This window comes from Actinoplanes sp. NPDC021490, from assembly GCF_055562135.1.
This window is the reverse complement of sequence record NZ_JBVHFW010000021.1, coordinates 184,580-201,388: the sequence shown is the minus strand read 5'-3', so window position 1 is coordinate 201,388 and position 16,809 is coordinate 184,580. Positions and strand designations below refer to the sequence as shown.

General features: G+C 69.1%; 14 protein-coding genes and 2 tRNA genes. 5 read left to right on the top strand and 11 right to left on the bottom strand.

Going from position 1 to position 16,809, the window contains the following annotated elements; genetic code table 11:
* The first annotated feature begins 9 nt into the window (after nucleotides 1-9).
* Nucleotides 10-873: an oxidoreductase gene (locus ACZ3I4_RS40680; protein WP_465387447.1), complete on the top strand. Its 864-nt coding sequence runs from the start codon at nucleotides 10-12 to the stop codon at nucleotides 871-873.
* On the opposite strand, the gene ACZ3I4_RS40675 is transcribed toward ACZ3I4_RS40680, so the two are convergent.
* Entirely contained in the window at nucleotides 828-1,694 is an 867-nt protein-coding gene (locus ACZ3I4_RS40675; protein ID WP_465387446.1) for a helix-turn-helix transcriptional regulator, read from the bottom strand. The genes ACZ3I4_RS40680 and ACZ3I4_RS40675 overlap by 46 nt on opposite strands.
* A gap of 141 nt (nucleotides 1,695-1,835) precedes the next feature.
* Here ACZ3I4_RS40675 and ACZ3I4_RS40670 point away from each other — a divergent pair, with 141 nt between their 5' ends.
* Nucleotides 1,836-2,852, top strand: coding sequence for an alcohol dehydrogenase catalytic domain-containing protein (locus tag ACZ3I4_RS40670; protein WP_465387445.1), 1,017 nt, complete (start codon nucleotides 1,836-1,838; stop codon nucleotides 2,850-2,852).
* Nucleotides 2,853-2,860: 8 nt separating this feature from the next.
* Here the strand turns inward: ACZ3I4_RS40670 and ACZ3I4_RS40665 are convergent, their stop codons facing one another.
* The gene (locus ACZ3I4_RS40665) at nucleotides 2,861-3,535 is read right to left on the bottom strand and encodes a CHAT domain-containing protein (protein WP_465387444.1); all 675 of its coding nucleotides are present in this window, start codon (nucleotides 3,533-3,535) and stop codon (nucleotides 2,861-2,863) included.
* 36 nt (nucleotides 3,536-3,571) lie between these two features.
* Here ACZ3I4_RS40665 and ACZ3I4_RS40660 point away from each other — a divergent pair, with 36 nt between their 5' ends.
* Nucleotides 3,572-4,105, top strand: a complete 534-nt coding sequence (locus tag ACZ3I4_RS40660; RefSeq protein WP_465387443.1) for a DUF6232 family protein — start codon at nucleotides 3,572-3,574, stop codon at nucleotides 4,103-4,105.
* Between the two features lie 143 nt (nucleotides 4,106-4,248).
* Here ACZ3I4_RS40660 and ACZ3I4_RS40655 read toward each other — a convergent pair whose 3' ends face one another.
* Entirely contained in the window at nucleotides 4,249-4,923 is a 675-nt protein-coding gene (locus ACZ3I4_RS40655) for a TMEM175 family protein (RefSeq protein ID WP_465387442.1), read from the bottom strand.
* A 168-nt stretch (nucleotides 4,924-5,091) separates the two neighbouring features.
* Here ACZ3I4_RS40655 and ACZ3I4_RS40650 point away from each other — a divergent pair.
* Nucleotides 5,092-5,164: transfer RNA gene (locus ACZ3I4_RS40650), tRNA-Glu, on the top strand.
* A 17-nt stretch (nucleotides 5,165-5,181) separates the two neighbouring features.
* Nucleotides 5,182-5,255: transfer RNA gene (locus ACZ3I4_RS40645), tRNA-Glu, on the top strand.
* 92 nt (nucleotides 5,256-5,347) lie between these two features.
* On the opposite strand, the gene ACZ3I4_RS40640 is transcribed toward ACZ3I4_RS40645, so the two are convergent.
* The 8 genes from ACZ3I4_RS40640 to efeU form a co-directional block, all read right to left on the bottom strand.
* Nucleotides 5,348-5,722 carry a helix-turn-helix domain-containing protein gene (locus ACZ3I4_RS40640; RefSeq protein WP_465387441.1) on the bottom strand — a complete coding sequence of 125 codons (375 nt, stop codon included), beginning with the start codon at nucleotides 5,720-5,722 and terminating at the stop codon, nucleotides 5,348-5,350.
* A complete protein-coding gene (locus ACZ3I4_RS40635; RefSeq protein ID WP_465387440.1) occupies nucleotides 5,715-6,068 on the bottom strand; it encodes a hypothetical protein in 354 nt (117 codons plus the stop codon). Before ACZ3I4_RS40635 ends, ACZ3I4_RS40640 begins: the two co-directional genes overlap by 8 nt.
* Nucleotides 6,069-6,229: 161 nt before the next feature.
* Nucleotides 6,230-11,005, bottom strand: a complete 4,776-nt coding sequence (locus ACZ3I4_RS40630) for an ExeM/NucH family extracellular endonuclease (protein ID WP_465387439.1) — start codon at nucleotides 11,003-11,005, stop codon at nucleotides 6,230-6,232.
* A 214-nt stretch (nucleotides 11,006-11,219) separates the two neighbouring features.
* Nucleotides 11,220-12,791 (bottom strand): DHA2 family efflux MFS transporter permease subunit, encoded by a 1,572-nt coding sequence (locus tag ACZ3I4_RS40625; protein ID WP_465387438.1) that lies wholly within the window; start codon nucleotides 12,789-12,791, stop codon nucleotides 11,220-11,222.
* A 143-nt stretch (nucleotides 12,792-12,934) separates the two neighbouring features.
* On the bottom strand, nucleotides 12,935-13,321 hold the full coding sequence (locus ACZ3I4_RS40620; RefSeq protein ID WP_465387437.1) for a BlaI/MecI/CopY family transcriptional regulator: 387 nt from the start codon (nucleotides 13,319-13,321) through the stop codon (nucleotides 12,935-12,937).
* Between the two features lie 42 nt (nucleotides 13,322-13,363).
* A complete protein-coding gene (gene efeB, locus ACZ3I4_RS40615) occupies nucleotides 13,364-14,602 on the bottom strand; it encodes an iron uptake transporter deferrochelatase/peroxidase subunit (protein ID WP_465387436.1) in 1,239 nt (412 codons plus the stop codon).
* Nucleotides 14,603-14,666: 64 nt separating this feature from the next.
* Entirely contained in the window at nucleotides 14,667-15,797 is a 1,131-nt protein-coding gene (gene efeO, locus ACZ3I4_RS40610; RefSeq protein WP_465387435.1) for an iron uptake system protein EfeO, read from the bottom strand.
* A 7-nt stretch (nucleotides 15,798-15,804) separates the two neighbouring features.
* Nucleotides 15,805-16,644, bottom strand: coding sequence for an iron uptake transporter permease EfeU (efeU, locus tag ACZ3I4_RS40605; protein WP_465387434.1), 840 nt, complete (start codon nucleotides 16,642-16,644; stop codon nucleotides 15,805-15,807).
* Between the last annotated feature and the right edge of the window lie 165 nt (nucleotides 16,645-16,809).

Genomic DNA, 16,809 nt, shown 5'->3' with positions numbered 1-16,809 from the left:
CCTGAGGTCATGACAACCTTCACGATGACCGGCGGCATCACCGTCGAGCGAATGGGATACGGCGCCATGCAACTCGCGGGACCCGGCGTGTTCGGCCCGCCCAAGGACCGCGACGAGGCGATCGCCGTGCTGCGGACGGCGGTCGAATCCGGCGTCGACCATATCGACACGGCCGACTTCTATGGCCCGCACATCACGAACCAGCTCATCCGCGAGGCGCTTCACCCGTACGGGGAACAGCTTTTGATCGTCACCAAGGTGGGCGCGGTGCGGGACGACAAGGGCGCCTGGGTGATGGCGCGCGAACCGGAGCAACTACGCGCCCAGGTGCACGACAACCTGCGCAACCTCGGCGTCGACGCGCTCGACGTGGTGAACCTGCGGGTCGGTGGCGGCTCGGACGGTCACTCGGCGGTGCCGGGTTCGATCGCCGACAAGTTCGGCGTGCTGGCCGACCTGCGCCGCGAAGGCCTGATCAAGCACCTAGGCCTGAGCGTCGTCGACGCCGACCAGGTCGCCGAGGCCCAGGCGATCGCCCCGGTGGTCACAGTGCAGAACTACTACAACATCGCTCACCGTGGTGACGAGAAGCTGATCGCATGGCTGGGCGAGCAGGGCATCTCATACGTTCCGTTCTGGCCGCTCGGTGGCTTCACCCCGCTGCAGTCGGGCGCGCTCGACGAGGTGGCGGCCCGGCTCGGCACGACCGGAAAGGCGGTGGCGCTGGCCTGGCTGCTGCACCGCGCGCCCAACATCCTGCTCATCCCGGGCACGTCCTCGGTCGCCCACCTGCGCGAAAACCTCGCCGCGGGCTCGCTCACCCTCGATCAGGACGCGCTGGACACCCTGGACAAGGTCTCCGTGCCCGGCTGAAGCAGCCGCAGGGCGTTGCGGTCGGGCGAGCCGGCCGGGGCGGTGTAGACGAACATCGTCTGCTCGGCGTCGCCCGGCATGGCCAGCGCCTGATAGGTGATGGTGAGCTCGCCGACGATCGGGTGGTGGAAGCGCTTGGTGCCGCTCGTGCGGGCCAGCACCTGGTGGTCGGCCCACCAGCGACGAAAGTCCTCGCTGCGCACCGACAGCTCGCCGACCAGCGCCGAGAGATCCGGGTCGCCGGGGTGACGGCCGGCGTCGACACGCAACGTGGCCACCGTCTCGGCGGCGATGACGGCCCAGTCCGGATGCAGGTCGCGGGCGTTGTCGTCGAGGAAGATGAACCGCGCGTAGTTGCGCTCTCGGGCCGGTAACGCGTTGAAGTCGCAGATCAGCGCCCGGGCGGTGTGGTTGATCGCGAGGATGTCCATGCGGCGGCCGACGATGAAGGCGGGCGAGTCGGCCTCGTCGAGGGTCTCGAGCAACTGGTAAGTCGCCGGGGACACCCGCTGCGGGCGGCGCGGCGGGCGGCGGCGCGCCTCCCGGGGCCGGGCGAGGTCGGACAGGTGGGCCCGCTCGGTGTCGTCGAGGCGCAGCGCGCGGGCGATCGCGTCGAGCACCGCCTCCGACGGGTTGAGGTTGCGGCCCTGCTCGAGGCGTACGTAGTAATCGACACTCACGCCGGCCAGCGCGGCCAGCTCCTCGCGCCGCAGCCCGGGCACACGACGGGCGCCGGCCGTGTCACCCAGGCCGAACTCCTCGGGGCGCAGCCGCGCGCGGCGCGAGCGGAGGAACTCCCTGAGATCCGCATTGTGGGTCACGTGCTCCAGTATCGACGTGCCCGGGCGCCGGAAGAAGGCCCAACCTGGTTCTGCTGTTCCTAGGGTGCGCCTGGCCTGTTCGGGCCGCCCACGAGCCCTTTCCGGAGCGTCTCATGGAGGAAACCGAAAGAGAGGTTCCCCATGAGCACGTTCCGTTCCGCCCAGGTCGCCGAGCCGGGCGCCCCGTTCCGCATCGTCGAGTCGCCGCGGCCCGAGCCCGGCCGGGGCCAGGTGCGCGTCACCGTCGAGGCCTGCGGGGTGTGCCGCACCGACGCGGCTTTCGTCAACGCGGCCTTCCCCGTGTCGTTCCCACTGGTCACCGGTCATGAGATCGCCGGGCGGGTGGACGCCGTGGGCGAGGACGTCGCCGAATGGCAGCCCGGCGACCGGGTGGCCGTCGGCTGGTTCGGCGGCAACTGCGGCGTCTGTGTTCCCTGCCGTTCGGGCGACTTCATCCACTGTGTACGCCTCCAGGTGCCGGGCTGGGCCTACCCCGGCGGCTACGCCGACGCGCTGGTCGTGCCGGCCACCGCCCTGGCCCGCATCCCCGACGCCATCACCGCGGTCGAGGCCGCGCCGATGGGCTGTGCCGGTGTCGCCACGTTCAACGGGCTGCGGCAGAGCGCGGCCCGTCCCGGCCGGCTGGTCGCCGTGCTCGGCCTCGGCGGGCTCGGCCACCTGGGCGTGCAGTTCGCGGCCAAGCTGGGCTTCGAGACCGTGGCGATCGCCCGCGGCGAGGCCCGCGAGGCCGACGCCCGCAAACTCGGCGCACACCACTACATCGACAGTGCGGCCGACGATGTAGCCAAGCGGCTGCAGGAACTGGGCGGGGCCCAAGTGGTGCTGGCCACGGTGGGCAACTCGGCCGCGATGACCGCGGCCCTCGACGGGCTCGCTCCGAACGGCCAGCTGATCGTGGTCGGGGCGGACCCGGCGCCGATCGAGGTGAGCCCGTACCAGATCATCTCGACCTCGCGGACCGTGCACGGCCACCCGTCCGGCACGGCGCGCGACGTCGAGGAGACCCTGCACTTCGCGGCGCTGACGGGCATCCGACCCCGTACGGAGACGATGCCCCTGAGCGACGTGCAGGCGGCGTACGACCGCATGCTGGCCGGCGACGCGCACTACCGGGTGGTGCTCACCCCGGGCCGGTAGAAGGTCGGCTACCCCGTCACCGGACGGCTGTCGGCGCCCGGCCGGGCGATCAGGCGCGGGACGTCGCTGTCCGGGATGCCGTGCAGGTTGAGGCCGTTACGGGCCAGGCCGAACGACGTTCCGATCGAGCGGCCGTGCGCGAGCCCCTGATAGAACCCGGACGCGAACCGGACAGCCGCCTGGTCGAGCACCCCGCGACGCATGCCGACCACGCAGGGCACGTGCTCGGCGATGGCTTGGGCCTGCGAATCGGTCCAGCAGGCGTTCAGCACCACACAGTCGAGACCGTCGGCCAGAATCCGGAACAGTTCGCGCAGCGCGTCCGGCGGGACGGGCCGGGCCAGACCGCGCTGATCGATGACCTGGATACCGCGTACGGGATCGCCGTGGCCGCTGAAATGAACGACCGCCGGCCGGTGACGCAGCAGGGCGTAAGGCAGATCCTCCAGGCGTACCGCGTCGGCGATGCGCACGTCGAGACGGTCGCTCGCCTGCGCGTCGGCCACGGCGCGATCGACCGCCCGGTGCTCCTCGTCCAGCCGCAGCCGCTGGGTGTCGACCGGGTTGGCGCTCAACATCAGGATCACCCGGCGCGGCGGCGGTTCCGGCCGGCCCTGCTGCACGAACTTGTTGCCGTGCACGCGGTCACCGCCGTACTTGTCGCCCAGCACGAAGTCGCCCATGCCTGGTTCTGACGGACGTGTCCGTCAGAACCAGGCATGAGGGCGAGACACAGGGATGTGGAATTCCGGATCAGCCGCCGGATGCTGTGGGTCGACATGGAGGCGTACCCCCTCCAGATGGTCACCCGGGTGCGGCCCATTGAGATCACGCCGAACCGATCCAAGATCCTTCTCGCGTACGCCCGGAGGGCGGCGGCCCTGCTGGGGCTGGGCGCGCTGGCCTTGGTGTGCCTGAGCTGCGCCGGCACCGCCGTGCCGAACTGGCTGACGGGGGTGTTCGCGGTCGTGCTGCTGGGTGCGTTCGTCATGCAGACCGCCGGCGCGGTGCGGCTCCTGACCCGGCCCGCGCTGTACGTGCTGAGCGTCGCCACCGCCGGAACCGCCCGCGCGGCGCTGGTCAGCGAGGACCGCAGCCTGATCCACGACCTGACCCGGCGGGTGGCCGAGGCGATCGACAACCCGGCCATGGAATACGCGATCCACGTCGAACACATCGAGGGCGACCTGGTGGCCGGCGACAAGTATCAGGGCGACCGCGTCGACGGCGACAAGCTCGTCTTCGGAGGCTGACGTGCAGGCCCTGAGCGATGCCCTGGTCGGGCTGATCCTGAGTGTCGCCTCGGTGCTGCTCGTTCCGACCGTCCTCATGCTGATCCTGCGCAGGCTGATCCCCGGGCTGGGTGACGCGCTCTGGCGTGGCTACTGCCAGTTGCTCACCTGGATGGTCGTTCTGCCGGTCCGGTTGATTCGGCTGCTGATCCTCGAGGCGAGCGGGCGCCGAGGACGCCGGCGGCCCTGAAGGCGCGTTCGAGCAGCGGGGTCAGGAACATCAGAAGGAACGCCCAGAAGTTGATCGAGTCGGCGAACATCGCGCCGATCAGGGTGGCGACCAGTTGGGTGCCGAAGGTCGTCAGGTTGCCCAGCACCTGCTCGGCCGGGACCGGGGTGCGGCCCTTGCTCAGCTCGGGATGCCGGCGGGCGTACGCCGAAAGCAGTGTGAGGGAACCGCTGGCCAGGGCCAACGTTCCGCCGTAAAGGCCCACGGTGCCCGGCGACGGGTGATACGCCGTAATGAGGGCCGTCGGAATCGGCAGGAAGACGATGGCGAACGTCCACAACGCACTCAGGAACACCAGGCGCGGCCGGACCAGAGACACGTGCTGGAAGATCCGATGGTGGGCCCACCAGATCCGGAAGATGACGCTGAAGCTGAGCAGGAAAGCGCCGAACTCCAGGCGATGCTCGCGTAGCAGGACGTCCAGGCCAGGATGGTCCTCGGACAGATCGGTGATGACGTCGAGCATGGGCAGGACGAGGAGCGTCAACGCGATGGCCGCGACCGCGTCGGTGAAGAAGACGAGCCGTTCCGAGCTGGTTTCCTCGTGCACGCAGGCAGTATGCGGGTTGAAAAGGCGTTGCGGCGGTCGTGGAACGGCCCTAATTTGGTTTCCATGACGAACACTGAACGGTCTTTCGGGGGCAGACGCGGGTAGCCGCTATTTGTGTGGTTGCGCCGCCTCTCCCCGTACGGGAAGGGCGGCTTTTTCGGTTTTCGAGGGCTGTTGGAGTAGCGGTCAACTCGCCTGACTCTCGATCAGGAGATCACGGGTTCGAATCCCGTACGGCCTACGTTGGTTTGTTGTCTTGGCGCGGTGGACGAAAGGTAGAGTCGCCCGGCTTTCACCCGGGACACGTGCGGGTTCGAATCCCGTCCGCGCTGCTGGGGCCTGGTAGCTCAGAAGGATAGAGCGGCCGAAAACGTCGAAAGTGGTCTTTGCCGACCGTCGCACAGTTTGCGCAGTTGGAGGGCGCTCAGTGCCTTATCAGCGGCGTGAGGTCCACTTCGATGTCGTGTCCGGCGATGGTTACGACTACGCGGGGACGGTCGCCGGCGGCAGCCAGATAGCTGGCGAGTGTTGACAGCAGCATGTCGGGGCGACTTTCGATGCGGCTGATCTCCGACTGAGCCACGCCCATGGCTTTGGCCAGCTCGACTTGCGTGAGATCTGCTGCCTTGCGTACTGCCGCGAGGTTCTCGGCGTAGATGCGGTCGGTTTCGGCCATCTCGGCGTGGATGCTGTCGATGCGCTCGGCGGCGCCGGGCCGTGACCGTAGGCGGGCGATGCGTTCCTGGGCGGCGTCGGTGCCGACAAAAGTGATGGGCTGCTCGGCAGGCTGGTCAGTCATCGTCGCCTCCATCGGTCAGGCTGAGATAGGCCGCGATTATCTGGTCGGCGCGGCTGCCGACGCTGTTGTAGAACACATCGCCCATCTGAGCTTTGTCGTTGCCGAACAATACGATCACCGGCGGCGCGTCCGGCGGGAACCAGACGATGAGACGGATCGCGATGCCATCTCGGAAGGGGTGCGAGACCCGCCAGACCTGATAGCCGCGGGATTGCCGGACGCGTTTCAGGGGTCGGCGTCTCGTCCGTCGGCGGGTCTTTGAGGTCCTGCAGGTACTCCAACATCGCGTTGACAAGGTCCAGTTGTTCTGATGCCCGGCCGTGTCCTTCGGCGGCTCGGCGCTCAAGCTCGGTCAGCCACCCATCAAACGCGCTCGACCAATCGATCAACACTGTTCCAATATAACACCAACAGCATAACCGACCATCTCGATGATGTCGCCGTAGTCATGATCTTTTCTGCGAAAGCCCCCGTCCCCCGAGCGGGAGACAGGGGCTTTCTAGTGCGTTACCTGGTGATCTTTGCCGTGTAGGACTGCTTGGCCGCGGAGTTGCCGGCCCGGTCGGTTGCCCAGTAGGAGACCTTCAGGGTGCCCTTCTCGACGCCCTTGAGGCCGATGCTCCACACGCCGAGGATCGGCAGCGGGGTGTCGGTCAGGACCTTGGCCTTGGCCGCGGCCTCGGACTGCGAGGCCGCCCGCACCCACTTGGCGCCGTCGAAGTAGTGCCAGTGGCCGGCACGCTCCTGGATCAGCGTGGCCGAGACCGTAGCGACGCCCCGGCCCGTGTCGGTGGCCAGGCCTGACAGCGACCGCCACGAGGAGGCCGACGACGGGTTGCGCGGCTCCGCGAAGCGCACGACCGGGGCGTACGTGTCGGCCGTGACCTTGACCGAGCCGACCTTCACCGGCGTGCCCGCACCAGCCGCGTTGTGCGGCGTGACCGTCACCGCGTACGTGCCGGCTCTGGTGTAGGTGTGCGAGATCAGGCTGCCGTTGGCCGACATGCTCGCGGTCGCGCCGTCGCCCCAGTTGATGACCAGCTTGGAGGCGCCGTCCACCTTGCTCACCGCGAGCACCGTGAACTGCGAGGCCCAGATGGACTGCGGGGCCAGCAGGTACTTGCCGGTCGGCTGGGCCGTGACCTGCACGGTCGCCGCGCCCTCGAACGTGGCGGCCGCGGAGTTGCCGGCCTCGTCGGTGAGCTGGACGGACACGGTGTAGGTGCCGGCCTTGGCGTACGTGTGGGTCAGGCTGTCCGACGGCGCCGAACCGTCGCCCCAGTTGACCACCCGCTTGATCTTTGCGGCCGCGCTGACGTCGTCGGCCAGGGCGATCTGGGTCAGCGTCACCGGCTGGCCCGGCCAGAGCGCGGTCGCGCCCAGCCTGAACGAGCCCGTCGGCGGCGTGGTGTCGGCCGGGGTGGCCGTGCCGGGCGTGCTGCGCGGCGCGGGGTCGGCGGTGATCGGGGTGTTGGCGGCGAAGTAGTTGACCAGCATGGTCAGGTCGTTGTCGCCGGTGGTGACGCGGTTGGTGCCCTGCCCGAGGGTGGTGAAGTTGTCGCCGCCCGCGGCCAGGAACGAGTTCGACGTGACCCGGTAGGTGCCGGCCGGGTCGAGGACGACGCCGTTCAGCTTGAGGGTCGACGCGATGATGCGCGAGCCCCGCGCCTGGCTGACGTCGTACGAGTAGGTCAGGCCCTTGGACGAGCCGAGGTGCAGCACCGGACGGGACGCGCCCTCCGGCTGCCACTGCTCCTCGAGCACCTGCTTGATCTGCGCGCCGGTCAGGGTCTGGGTGACCACGTCGTTGGCGAACGGCTGCACCGAGAACGCGTTGGCGTACGTGACCGTGCCGTCGGCGCCGTAGAGCAGGTCGGCTCGCAGACCACCCGGGTTCATGAAGGCGATCTGGGCGCCGCCGCGACCGGCCGCGCTGGTCTGGTCGAGCTGCACGTCGGCGATGAAGTTGCCCAGCACCGACTCGGCTCCGCGGTCCTCGGCGCCGGCGGCGCTGTAGGCCCGCTTGATGTCTGCCGTGATTTTGCCGAGCGGCCGCTTGCCCAGTTCGTCCGCGGTGACCTTGGCCTTGGCCACGATGTCGGCGACCGCGGCGTCGGCCGGGAAGCCGGTCACGTTGAGCAGCTCGGCGGTCGACTTGGTGACCGTCTTGGTGGCCGGGTCGACCGTCAGGACCGCCTTGCCCAGCCGCAGACCGTAGTCCTCGGCCTGGATGACCGGGCGGGTCCGGTCGGTGCCGGGGACGGGAACCTGGAAGGCGTACGGCTGATGGGTGTGCCCGCTGAAGATGGCGTCGATCTCGGCGCTCACCCGGGTGAAGTCGCCGAAGACCGGGTCGGCCTGCAGTGCCGCCGCCGAGCCGATGTTCTCGGTCGCCGCGCCCTCGTGGGCCAGCAGTACCAGCACGTCGGCCTCGCCGTTGGCCTCGTTGCCGTCGGAGAGCTGCGCCGCGAGGGTGTTGGCTTCGGCCACCGGGTCACGGAACTCAACGCCCGCGATGCCGTCCGGGCTGACCAGCGACGCGGTCTGCTCGGTGACGACGCCGATGTAGCCGACCTTGACCCCGCCCAGCGTCTGCACGCTGTAGCCGGGCAGCACTCGCTCGCCGTTCTTGTAGGCGTTGGCGGCCAGATAGGGGAAGTCGGCGCGTGCGGAGACGCGGCCCTGCAGGTCGGCCAGGCCCTTGTCGAACTCGTGGTTGCCGACCGCCGAGACGGCCAGCTTGCCCGCGTTCAGCGCGTCGATCGTCGGGTTGTCGTCGTCGATCGCCGAGATGAAGGTGGACGCGCCGATGTTGTCGCCGCCCGAGATCCACGCCGTGTTGGGGTTGGCCTTACGCAGCTCGTTGACCATGCCGACCAGCTGGGCGGCGCCTCCGTTGCCGGCCGTGGGCTGCTCGAGGCGGCCGTGGAAGTCGTTGATGCTGAGCAGCTGCAGGTCGACCGGGCCGCTCGCGCCGGTCTTGAGACCCACCACTACCGGGTCGTGGTCGCTGGCGCGGTACGGGCCGGCGTCGAAGAACGGCGCGTAGCCGTCGTACTCGTACGCGAACGACTCGACCGAGTTGATGTTCCAGACGTCCACTCCGGTGACCCGCTGGGCCAGCGAGGCCGAGGCCAGCGCGTGATCGAGCGAGCCGGACTCGCCGCCGAAGACGTACGACTTCTCGTCGGCGCCCGCAATGTTCCGGAAGCCCGCGTCGGCGAGCACCTGAATCGGGTCCTCCTGGCTGTACGCGTTGAAGTCGCCCAGCAGGAGCACGTCGGAGGTGCCGAGCGACTTCACGAACGCGGCCAGCGCGGCGGCCTGCCGCTTGCGGTCCCCGTTGTACGCGCCCTGCCCGTCCCCGGTGTCGACGTTGTCCCCGGCCGGCGGGGTCGACGCGCTCTTGGACTTGAGGTGGTTGGCGACCACGGTGAACGTGGCCGACCCGGCGGTGAAGGTCTGCGCGATCGGCTCGCGGGCGTTCGACCACACCGACTCGTCGTTCACCGAACGCGCGACGCCCTTCGGCGTGACCGCGGCCGGCTTGAAGATGATCGCCGTGGTGATGAAGTCCTGCTGCTCGGCGCCCGGCAGGTCGGCCGGGGAGCGCACGTAGTCCCACGTGCCCGCGCCGTCCTTGGCGTTCAGCGCCGCGACCAGGGTCTTCAGCGCCACCTGGGGGTCGTCCGGCTCGAAGCGGACCGAGTTCTCGATCTCCATGAGCGCGACGACGTCGGCGTCCAGCGCGCTGATCGCCGAGACGATCTTCGCCTGTTGCCTGGCCAGCGCGGCCGCGTCCGTGGCGCCCCGCGCCTCGCCACCGAAGTGGACGAAGTAGTTGAGGACGTTGAAGCTGGCCACGCGGATGTCACCGCCGACGTCGGCCGGGGCCGGCGTACGCGGGTTGGTGTTCTTGAAGGTGGTCTCGAGCGAGGCCGGGTCGGCCGGCTGCAGGCGCCACTCGCTGAAGCCGAAGCTCAGCACGCTCGGGCCGAACTTCTCCACGGCGTCGCCGACCCGGACCGGGTCGTCCTTGGTCAGATAGGCCGGGGCGAGGCCGGCATCGGCCAGGTTGGTCGTCCGGCCGTCGTCGACCAGCACGCGGCGGGCCCTGTTTTCGGCCTTGATCGCCAGGGCCTCGGCCGAGCCGGGGCGGGCCAGGTCGGTCGGGATCCGGGCGACCTCGTTGCCGGCGGCCAGGATGATCTCGCCGTACCGGTTGGCGTTGTAGATATCCGAGACCGTGTACGCCCCCACCGGCGCGACCAGCATCGACTCGGCCGACTCGCGGGCCGCGTCGTCCAGCGGCAGGCTCAGCGCAACCGGGGCGGGCCGGGCCACGCCGCTCGCGCACACCGCGGTGTCACCCTTGGCCGCGGTCGTGATCTGGGTGAGGCCGTTGAACTCGGCGACCGTGCCGGTGACCCGCACCTGGTCGCCGATCTTCACCGCGGGCGCGTTGGCGGCGCTGGCGCCGAAGTAGACGAAGACGGCGTCCGAGGCGGTGCCGGCCGCGACCGGGCGGTCCCCACCGGTGCCCGCGGTCTGCACATAGACGCCGTTGTAGCCGCCCGTACGGTGGTCGGCCGTGACGACACCCTCGACGGTGACCTTGGCGCCGGCCACGGGGGTCGCCGCGCCGGTGCCCTGCACCTGGGCGATCGTGTGGGTGACGGCGGTGTCGCAGTCGGCCGGAGGCTCCTCGGGCTCCTCGGGCGCCTTTGCGTTGAGCTTGCCGAAGCTGGCAGCCGCCGGGGCCTGCCACGTGCCGTCGATCTTCTGCAGCGAGTGCCCGACCGGCGTCGAGTCGATCTCCGAGACGCCGATGTCGGTGCTGGTGCGGCCGTTGGCCGGGCCACCGACGGCGGTCAGCACGCCCTCGTAGCTGAGGAACTCGGCGACCGAGCCGTCCGGCTTGACCAGCGCCACGCCGTCGGGGGCGCCGTTCTGAAGGCCGTTGGCCGGGTAGGTCTGGACGACCACGCCGGCCGCCGGGACGGCCCCGCTGAGCGTGGCCGTCTGGTACGGCGCGCCGCCGCTGCCGTTGTAGAGGACGATCTGCCAGCCGGTCAGGTCGGTGCCGGCCGGGGCCTGCACCTCGATCGCCTCACCGCTGTCGGCGCCGGCGTTGTCGTAGTGGATCTCACTGAGGAACGGGTCGCCCGGCTCGGCGGCCACGGCCGGTCCGGCCAGGCTGACGCCGATCACGGTCGCGAGCGTGGCGGCGCCGATCGCTCGCAGCGCCGCCGCGGACGGGCCGCGGCGTAAATATTGATGCATGGAAGATTGTCCTCCGATGAAGGTGATTCGCCGGAGGTTAAGGATGCCGAATGACGATCGATTCTCGTTCGGGTAACGGTTGAGCATTGTGGCCGGTGAATGCCCGGTGTACAGACCCTTATCGATCGTTTTGGCGGCACCCGTTGTCCGCCTTTGTAACAGCGCCCCGCCTCCCAGTGGGAGACGGGGCGCGAAAAGCAGATATGAATAATTCTCAGTGCATCAGGATGGGCGTGTCGACGGCCGGCTCACCCGGTGCGCCCGACGGGGTCGCCCTGCGCTTGCGCGGCAGGAACGCGATCGGGATGAACGTCGCCAGCACCAGCGCGAAACCCACCCAGAACGTGGTCGAGAACGAGTCGGCCGCGTACTGCAGACCGCGCTGAAGAACATCGGGCGGCAGCGGGATCTGCGCGCCCTGCTGCACCCCGATCGCCGCGCCGGCCTCGGTCAGCGGCTCGCCGGTCTGCGGGTTGGTCACGCCCGGGATGGTGGCCGAGCCGTTGAGCTGGCTGGTCAGGATCACCGACATGATCGCGGTGCCGATCGAGCCACCGATTTGCTGCAGGATGTTGACCAGCGTGGAGCCGCGGGCCACCTCGACCGGCTGCAGCGTGCGCAGCGCCGAGGTCATGATCGGCATCATCGTGCCGCCCATGCCGAGGCCCATGACGAACAGCGAACCGCACAGGAACAGGTACGACGTGTCCGTGCCGACCTGGGTGAACCCGAAGAACCCGACGGCGATCAGCGCCATCGCGAACGGCACCGTGCGACCCACCGGGATCTTGTCGGCCAGCATGCCCGCGATCGGCATGGTCAGCACCGCGCCGATGCCCTGCGGCGCCATCAGCAGACCGGCGTCCAGCGTCGACTCGCCCCGCACCTGCAGGAAGTAGCTCGGGAAGAGCAGGCCGGCGCCCATGAACGCGATCACGAAAACGAACAGCGAGAGCGACGCGACGGTCAGGTTGCGGTTCTTCAGCAGACGCAGGTCGAGCAGCGGGTGCTTGGGCTTGAACGAGTAGAGCACGAAGCCGATCACCAGCAGCGCGCCGACCAGCATGGTCACCCACACCTTGGTCGCCGTGATCGTGCCCTCCTCGGGCAGCGACGAGACGCCGTACAGGAAAAGGGCGAGGCCGGGCGAGAGCATCAGCATGCCGACGAAGTCGAACGACTCCGACGGGTGCGGCTCGTCCTTGGGCAGCGCGAAGTGCGCGTAGACCAGGGCGATCGCACCGATCGGCAGGTTGATCAGGAACACCCAGTGCCAGCTCGCGGCCTCGATCAGCCAGCCGCCCAGGATCGGGCCGCCGATCGGGCCGAGCAGCATCGGGACGCCCAGCACGGCCATCAGCCGGCCGATCCGCTCGGGACCGGCCGCGCGGGTCATGATCGTCATGCCGATCGGCATGAGCATGCCGCCGCCGAGGCCCTGGAGCACCCGGTAAGCGACGAGCTGCTCGATCGATCCGGCGGTGGCGCAGAGCACCGAGCCGAGCGTGAAGAGCAGCAGGGCCATCATGTAGAGGCGCTTGGTGCCGAACCGGTCGGCGGCCCATCCGCTCAGCGGGATCACCGTGGCCAGCGCCAGGGTGTATCCGGTCATGGTCCACGCGACCTGTGCGTACGTCGCGTTGAACTCGTTCTGGAACGTCGGAAGGGCGACGCTGACGACGGTGATGTCGAGGATCGACATGATCGCGCCGAGGACCACCACCCCGGCGATCTTGAGGACCGCGGCGTCGAGCTTGCCCGGAGGCGCGGCGGCTTGATCGGTCACGAGAGAACTCCCCCAGCTTTTTTGCCCGGTCACGGGCGGCGCGCAGTCGTCGCGCGCGCGGAAACGTCCATGCTGCCACTGATGCGTTACCGGCAGCATCCCGCTTTCAGCATGCCCTCAGGAACGAGGTCACCCGCCCGCTTTCAGTCGGCCGAGGGATCTTCGGAGAGAAGTTCACGCAGCAGTTGCTCGTCGTCCGCGCTGAGGTTGGCGACAAATCGCCGTAATACCGTCGCACGGTCGGGTTCTACCGACATCAGACGGCTCATCCGGTCCGCTACCAAGCCTGCCGGTGCGCTCAGAGCTCCGTACCTGAAGGCCCTTCCGTCCCGATGACGGACCACCGCGCCCTTCTCGAACAGACGCGTGAGAGTCGTCACAACCGTGCTGTAAGAGAGCGATCCGTCCGGTTCGAGAAGATCGCGGACCTCGCCCGGGGTCATCGGCCGCACCGCCTCGTCGAGGACCGTCATGATCTCGGTCTCCAACTGCCCGGGCCGGCGACGGCCGCCTCCCGTCGGTGTGATCACCGAAAAACCATATCGACGAATCCTGTGCGATCGGTGAGCCGCCTACGCGAACAGCGACCGGCCCCAGAAGTCGTCCGCCGCGCGCAACCCCGGCGGGCACGCGAACAGGCCGCTCGAGACGTGCCGGAGGTACTCGTTCATCACGTCGTGCCGGGCCAGGTTCGTCTGGATCGGCACGAACTGCTTCCGCGGATCCCGCTGGTACGCGATGAAGAACAGCCCCGCGTTGAGCCGGCCCAGACCGTCCGAGCCGTCGACGAAGTTGTAGCCCCGCCGCAGCAGCCGCGCGCCGTTGTTCACCGTCGGATGAGCCAGCCGTACGTGTGACTCCTTGGCGATCAGCGGCTCGCCCTCGTCGTCGACCGCGGTGAAGTCCGGCTCGTCGAACTCGCGCCCCCCGCTCAGCGGCGCGCCTTCGCCCTTGTTGCGGCCGACGATCGTCTCCTGCTCGAGCAGCGAGGTGCGGTCCCACGTCTCCACGATCATGCGGATCTTGCGGGTGACCAGGTATGAACCGCCGGTCATCCAGTCCGGTCCGTCGCCCTCGCGCACCCACAGATGCTCGTCGAGCAGCGCGGGCTCCTCGGCCTTCAGGTTGGCGGTGCCGTCCTTGAAGCCGAACAGGTTGCGCGGTGTCGCCTGCGAGGTCGAGGTGGACGACGTACGCCCGAAGCCGAGCTGCGACCAGCGCACGCTCACCACGCCCATGCCGATCCGCGCGAGGTTGCGTACGGCATGGACCGCCACCTGAGGATCGTGAGCGCACGCCTGAATGCAGATGTCGCCACCCGAGATGGCCGGGTCGATCGTGTCACCGGGAAACTTGGGCAGGTCGGCCAGCGCGGCCGGCTTCTTGTTGCGCAGGCCGAACTTCGTGAACAGGCTCGGACCGAAACCGATGGTCAGGGTGAGGCCCGAGGGCGGCAGTCCCAGCGCCTCGCCGGTGTCGTCGGGCGGCGCCTCCGGGATGCCGCCGACCGCGCCGATCGTGCCCGCGTCCAGCCCCGCGGTCATCCGGGCCGCCGCCGCGGTCCACGATTCCAGCATGTCGACCAGCGCGGCCCGATCCTTGGTGATCACGTCGAAGGCGACGAAATGCAGCCGGTCCTGCGCGGGCGTGACGATCCCCGCCTGCCGTTCGCCGTAGAACTTGATGGCATCGGTCGTCGCGGCCACGGGCGTCGCCTCATGCCCGCCGGCCGTCTGCAACGCCACCGCCCCGGCGGTCGTCACCCCCAGCACGCTCGCACCGGCCAGCCCGATCACTTTGCGCCGCCGCATTTTCCGACCCCTTCCCGCGTACGCCGGAAGCCGGGCCCCCGATCGGGCCCGGCCACCGTGGCCATTACTTGCCGGCGACCAGCCCGGCGACCTTGCTGATCGGCTCGGCCAGCGCGTTGATCTCGTCGCTGAGCGCCTTCAGGTCGGCCTGGCTGAGCTCGTTGTGCAGCTTCCAGCCGTCCCCGCTGCGGTGCTTCTCGAGCGCGGCCTCGGTCGAGGCGAACCGCTCGTCGAGCGTCTTGACCAGCGCGGCGTCCTTCTCCTCGAGGGCCGGGCGCAGCGCCGCGATCGCGGCCTGCGACCCCTCGACGTTGGCCGCGAAGTCCCACAGGTCGGTGTGCGAGTAGCGGTCCTCCTCACCGGTGATCTTGCCGGTGGCGACCTCGTCGAGCAGCTCCTTGGCCCCGTTGGCCAGCTGCACCGGCGAGAGGGTGGCCTTGTTGGCCTCGTCGACGATCTTCTGCACGTTGGTCAGCAGCTGGTCGGCCATCGGGCCCGACTTGCTGATGTCCTTGGTGACCCACAGGTCCTTCTCGATCTTGTGGAAGCCGGTGAACTCCTGGCCCGGCTCCTGGTCGCCCTCGCGGCCGTCGATCTTGGGGTCGAGGTCGCCGAAGATCTCCGCGACCGGCTCGATCCGCTCCCAGTAGGTGCGCGCGACCGGGAACAGCGCCTTGGCCTTCTCGGCGTCACCGGCCTTGACCGCGTTCACGAACTCGGTCGTCTTGTCGATCAGCGCGCCGGTCTGGCTCTTCACGTACCGCTGGTAGTCGGTCGCGGCCTGGCCCAGCTTCGCGTCCTCGGTGAGGGCCGCCGCCGAACCGCTGACCTTGAACCCGTTCCGGATGCCCTTGCCGATCATGCCCGGCTTGCAGGCGGTCTCGTACGTGCCCGCGGCCAGCTCGACGATCAGCTCGCGCGACAGGCCGGGCGCGATGTTCTCGACCTCGCCCATGACCCGGTCGCCCGGGGCGTAGACGTAGAACTCGGTGACCTTGGCGCCCTTGTTGGCGATCGTGAACTGCACGGTGCCGGCATCCGACTCGGACGTGGCCACCTTGCACTCGGTGTCCGACGCGTCCACGGTGATCTTGTCGCTGGCGCCGGCGGCCGAATCCTGGTCGCCACCGCAGGCGGCGAGGGGAACGGTCGACGCGGCGGCCGCGACGAGGGCGAGCAGACGAGGGGTGCGCATGGTTCTCCTATTTGCTCAGTGCAGGCTCGTGCGTACGGGCGGGTTGGGTCGGCCGCTGGGGCCAGAGGAAGATCACGAGAACCGGGATGCCGTACGCCAGCCAGGCGATCGTCTCGAGGGCCGTCGGCGCGGGCGTGAAATTGACCATGCCGCGCAGCAGTTCGGCATACCAGGCCCCCGGTGGCCAGCCGGCGCTGATGTCGAACGCCGTGGTGTTGAGCCCGGGGAGCGCGCCGGCCTCCTGGAGGTCGTGCACCCCGTATTTGAGGATCCCGGCCGCGACGAGAACGAGCAGCGCGCCGGTCCAGGTGAAGAACTTGGTCAGGTTGATCCGCAGGGCACTGAGGTAGAGAAGCCACCCGAGCACGACCGCGGTGAGCAGGCCGAGCGTGATGCCGATGAGCGGCCGGGCGCTGTCCGAGGCGCCCTGGGCGGCGGCGTAGAAGAGGATCGAGGTCTCGAGCCCCTCCCGCACGACGGCGAGAAAGGCGACCCCGACGATGGCCAGGGGGCCGACCTGAATCGCGTACTCCAGGCGGCCGCGCAGCTCGGAGCCCATCTGCCGGGCCATCCGCCGCATCCAGAAGATCATCCAGGTCACGAAGGTGACGGCGACGATCGAGGCGATCGCCTCGAACAGCTCCTGATGCGTGAAGGAGAGCCGGGCCACCCCGAACTGCAGCAGCGCGGCGAACCCGACGGAGAGCACGGCGGCGACGGCGACGCCGGCCCAGACCCACTTGAGCAGGGGCTTTCGATCGGACTTGACCAGAAACGCGACCAGGATGGAGACCACCAGCGTGATCTCCAGTCCCTCTCGAAGCCCGATCAGGTAGATGGCCGTCATCGAACTCCCCAGGTAAGCCAACCCTAACTACACTGAGGCTTACCTTCTTTTATTCGGTTGTAGAAGTCAACTCGGCGCAGTCGGCGGGCTGGGTGGGCGCGTCGGCGGGCGGGCTCACGAGGCCCTGGCGGGCTGGGCGGGCGGGCTCACCCGGCCCTGGCGGGC

What these genes read in the sequence shown, in the direction of transcription:
- ACZ3I4_RS40680 (WP_465387447.1), top strand. Translation starts at nt 10, where the DNA reads ATGACAACCTTCACGATGACCGGCGGCATCACCGTCGAGCGAATGGGA.
- ACZ3I4_RS40670 (WP_465387445.1), top strand. Translation starts at nt 1,836, where the DNA reads ATGAGCACGTTCCGTTCCGCCCAGGTCGCCGAGCCGGGCGCCCCGTTC.
- ACZ3I4_RS40665 (WP_465387444.1), bottom strand. Translation starts at nt 3,535, where the DNA reads ATGGGCGACTTCGTGCTGGGCGACAAGTACGGCGGTGACCGCGTGCAC.
- ACZ3I4_RS40660 (WP_465387443.1), top strand. Translation starts at nt 3,572, where the DNA reads ATGAGGGCGAGACACAGGGATGTGGAATTCCGGATCAGCCGCCGGATG.
- ACZ3I4_RS40640 (WP_465387441.1), bottom strand. Translation starts at nt 5,722, where the DNA reads ATGACTGACCAGCCTGCCGAGCAGCCCATCACTTTTGTCGGCACCGAC.
- ACZ3I4_RS40630 (WP_465387439.1), bottom strand. Translation starts at nt 11,005, where the DNA reads ATGCATCAATATTTACGCCGCGGCCCGTCCGCGGCGGCGCTGCGAGCG.
- efeB (WP_465387436.1), bottom strand. Translation starts at nt 14,602, where the DNA reads ATGCGGCGGCGCAAAGTGATCGGGCTGGCCGGTGCGAGCGTGCTGGGG.
- efeO (WP_465387435.1), bottom strand. Translation starts at nt 15,797, where the DNA reads ATGCGCACCCCTCGTCTGCTCGCCCTCGTCGCGGCCGCCGCGTCGACC.
- efeU (WP_465387434.1), bottom strand. Translation starts at nt 16,644, where the DNA reads ATGACGGCCATCTACCTGATCGGGCTTCGAGAGGGACTGGAGATCACG.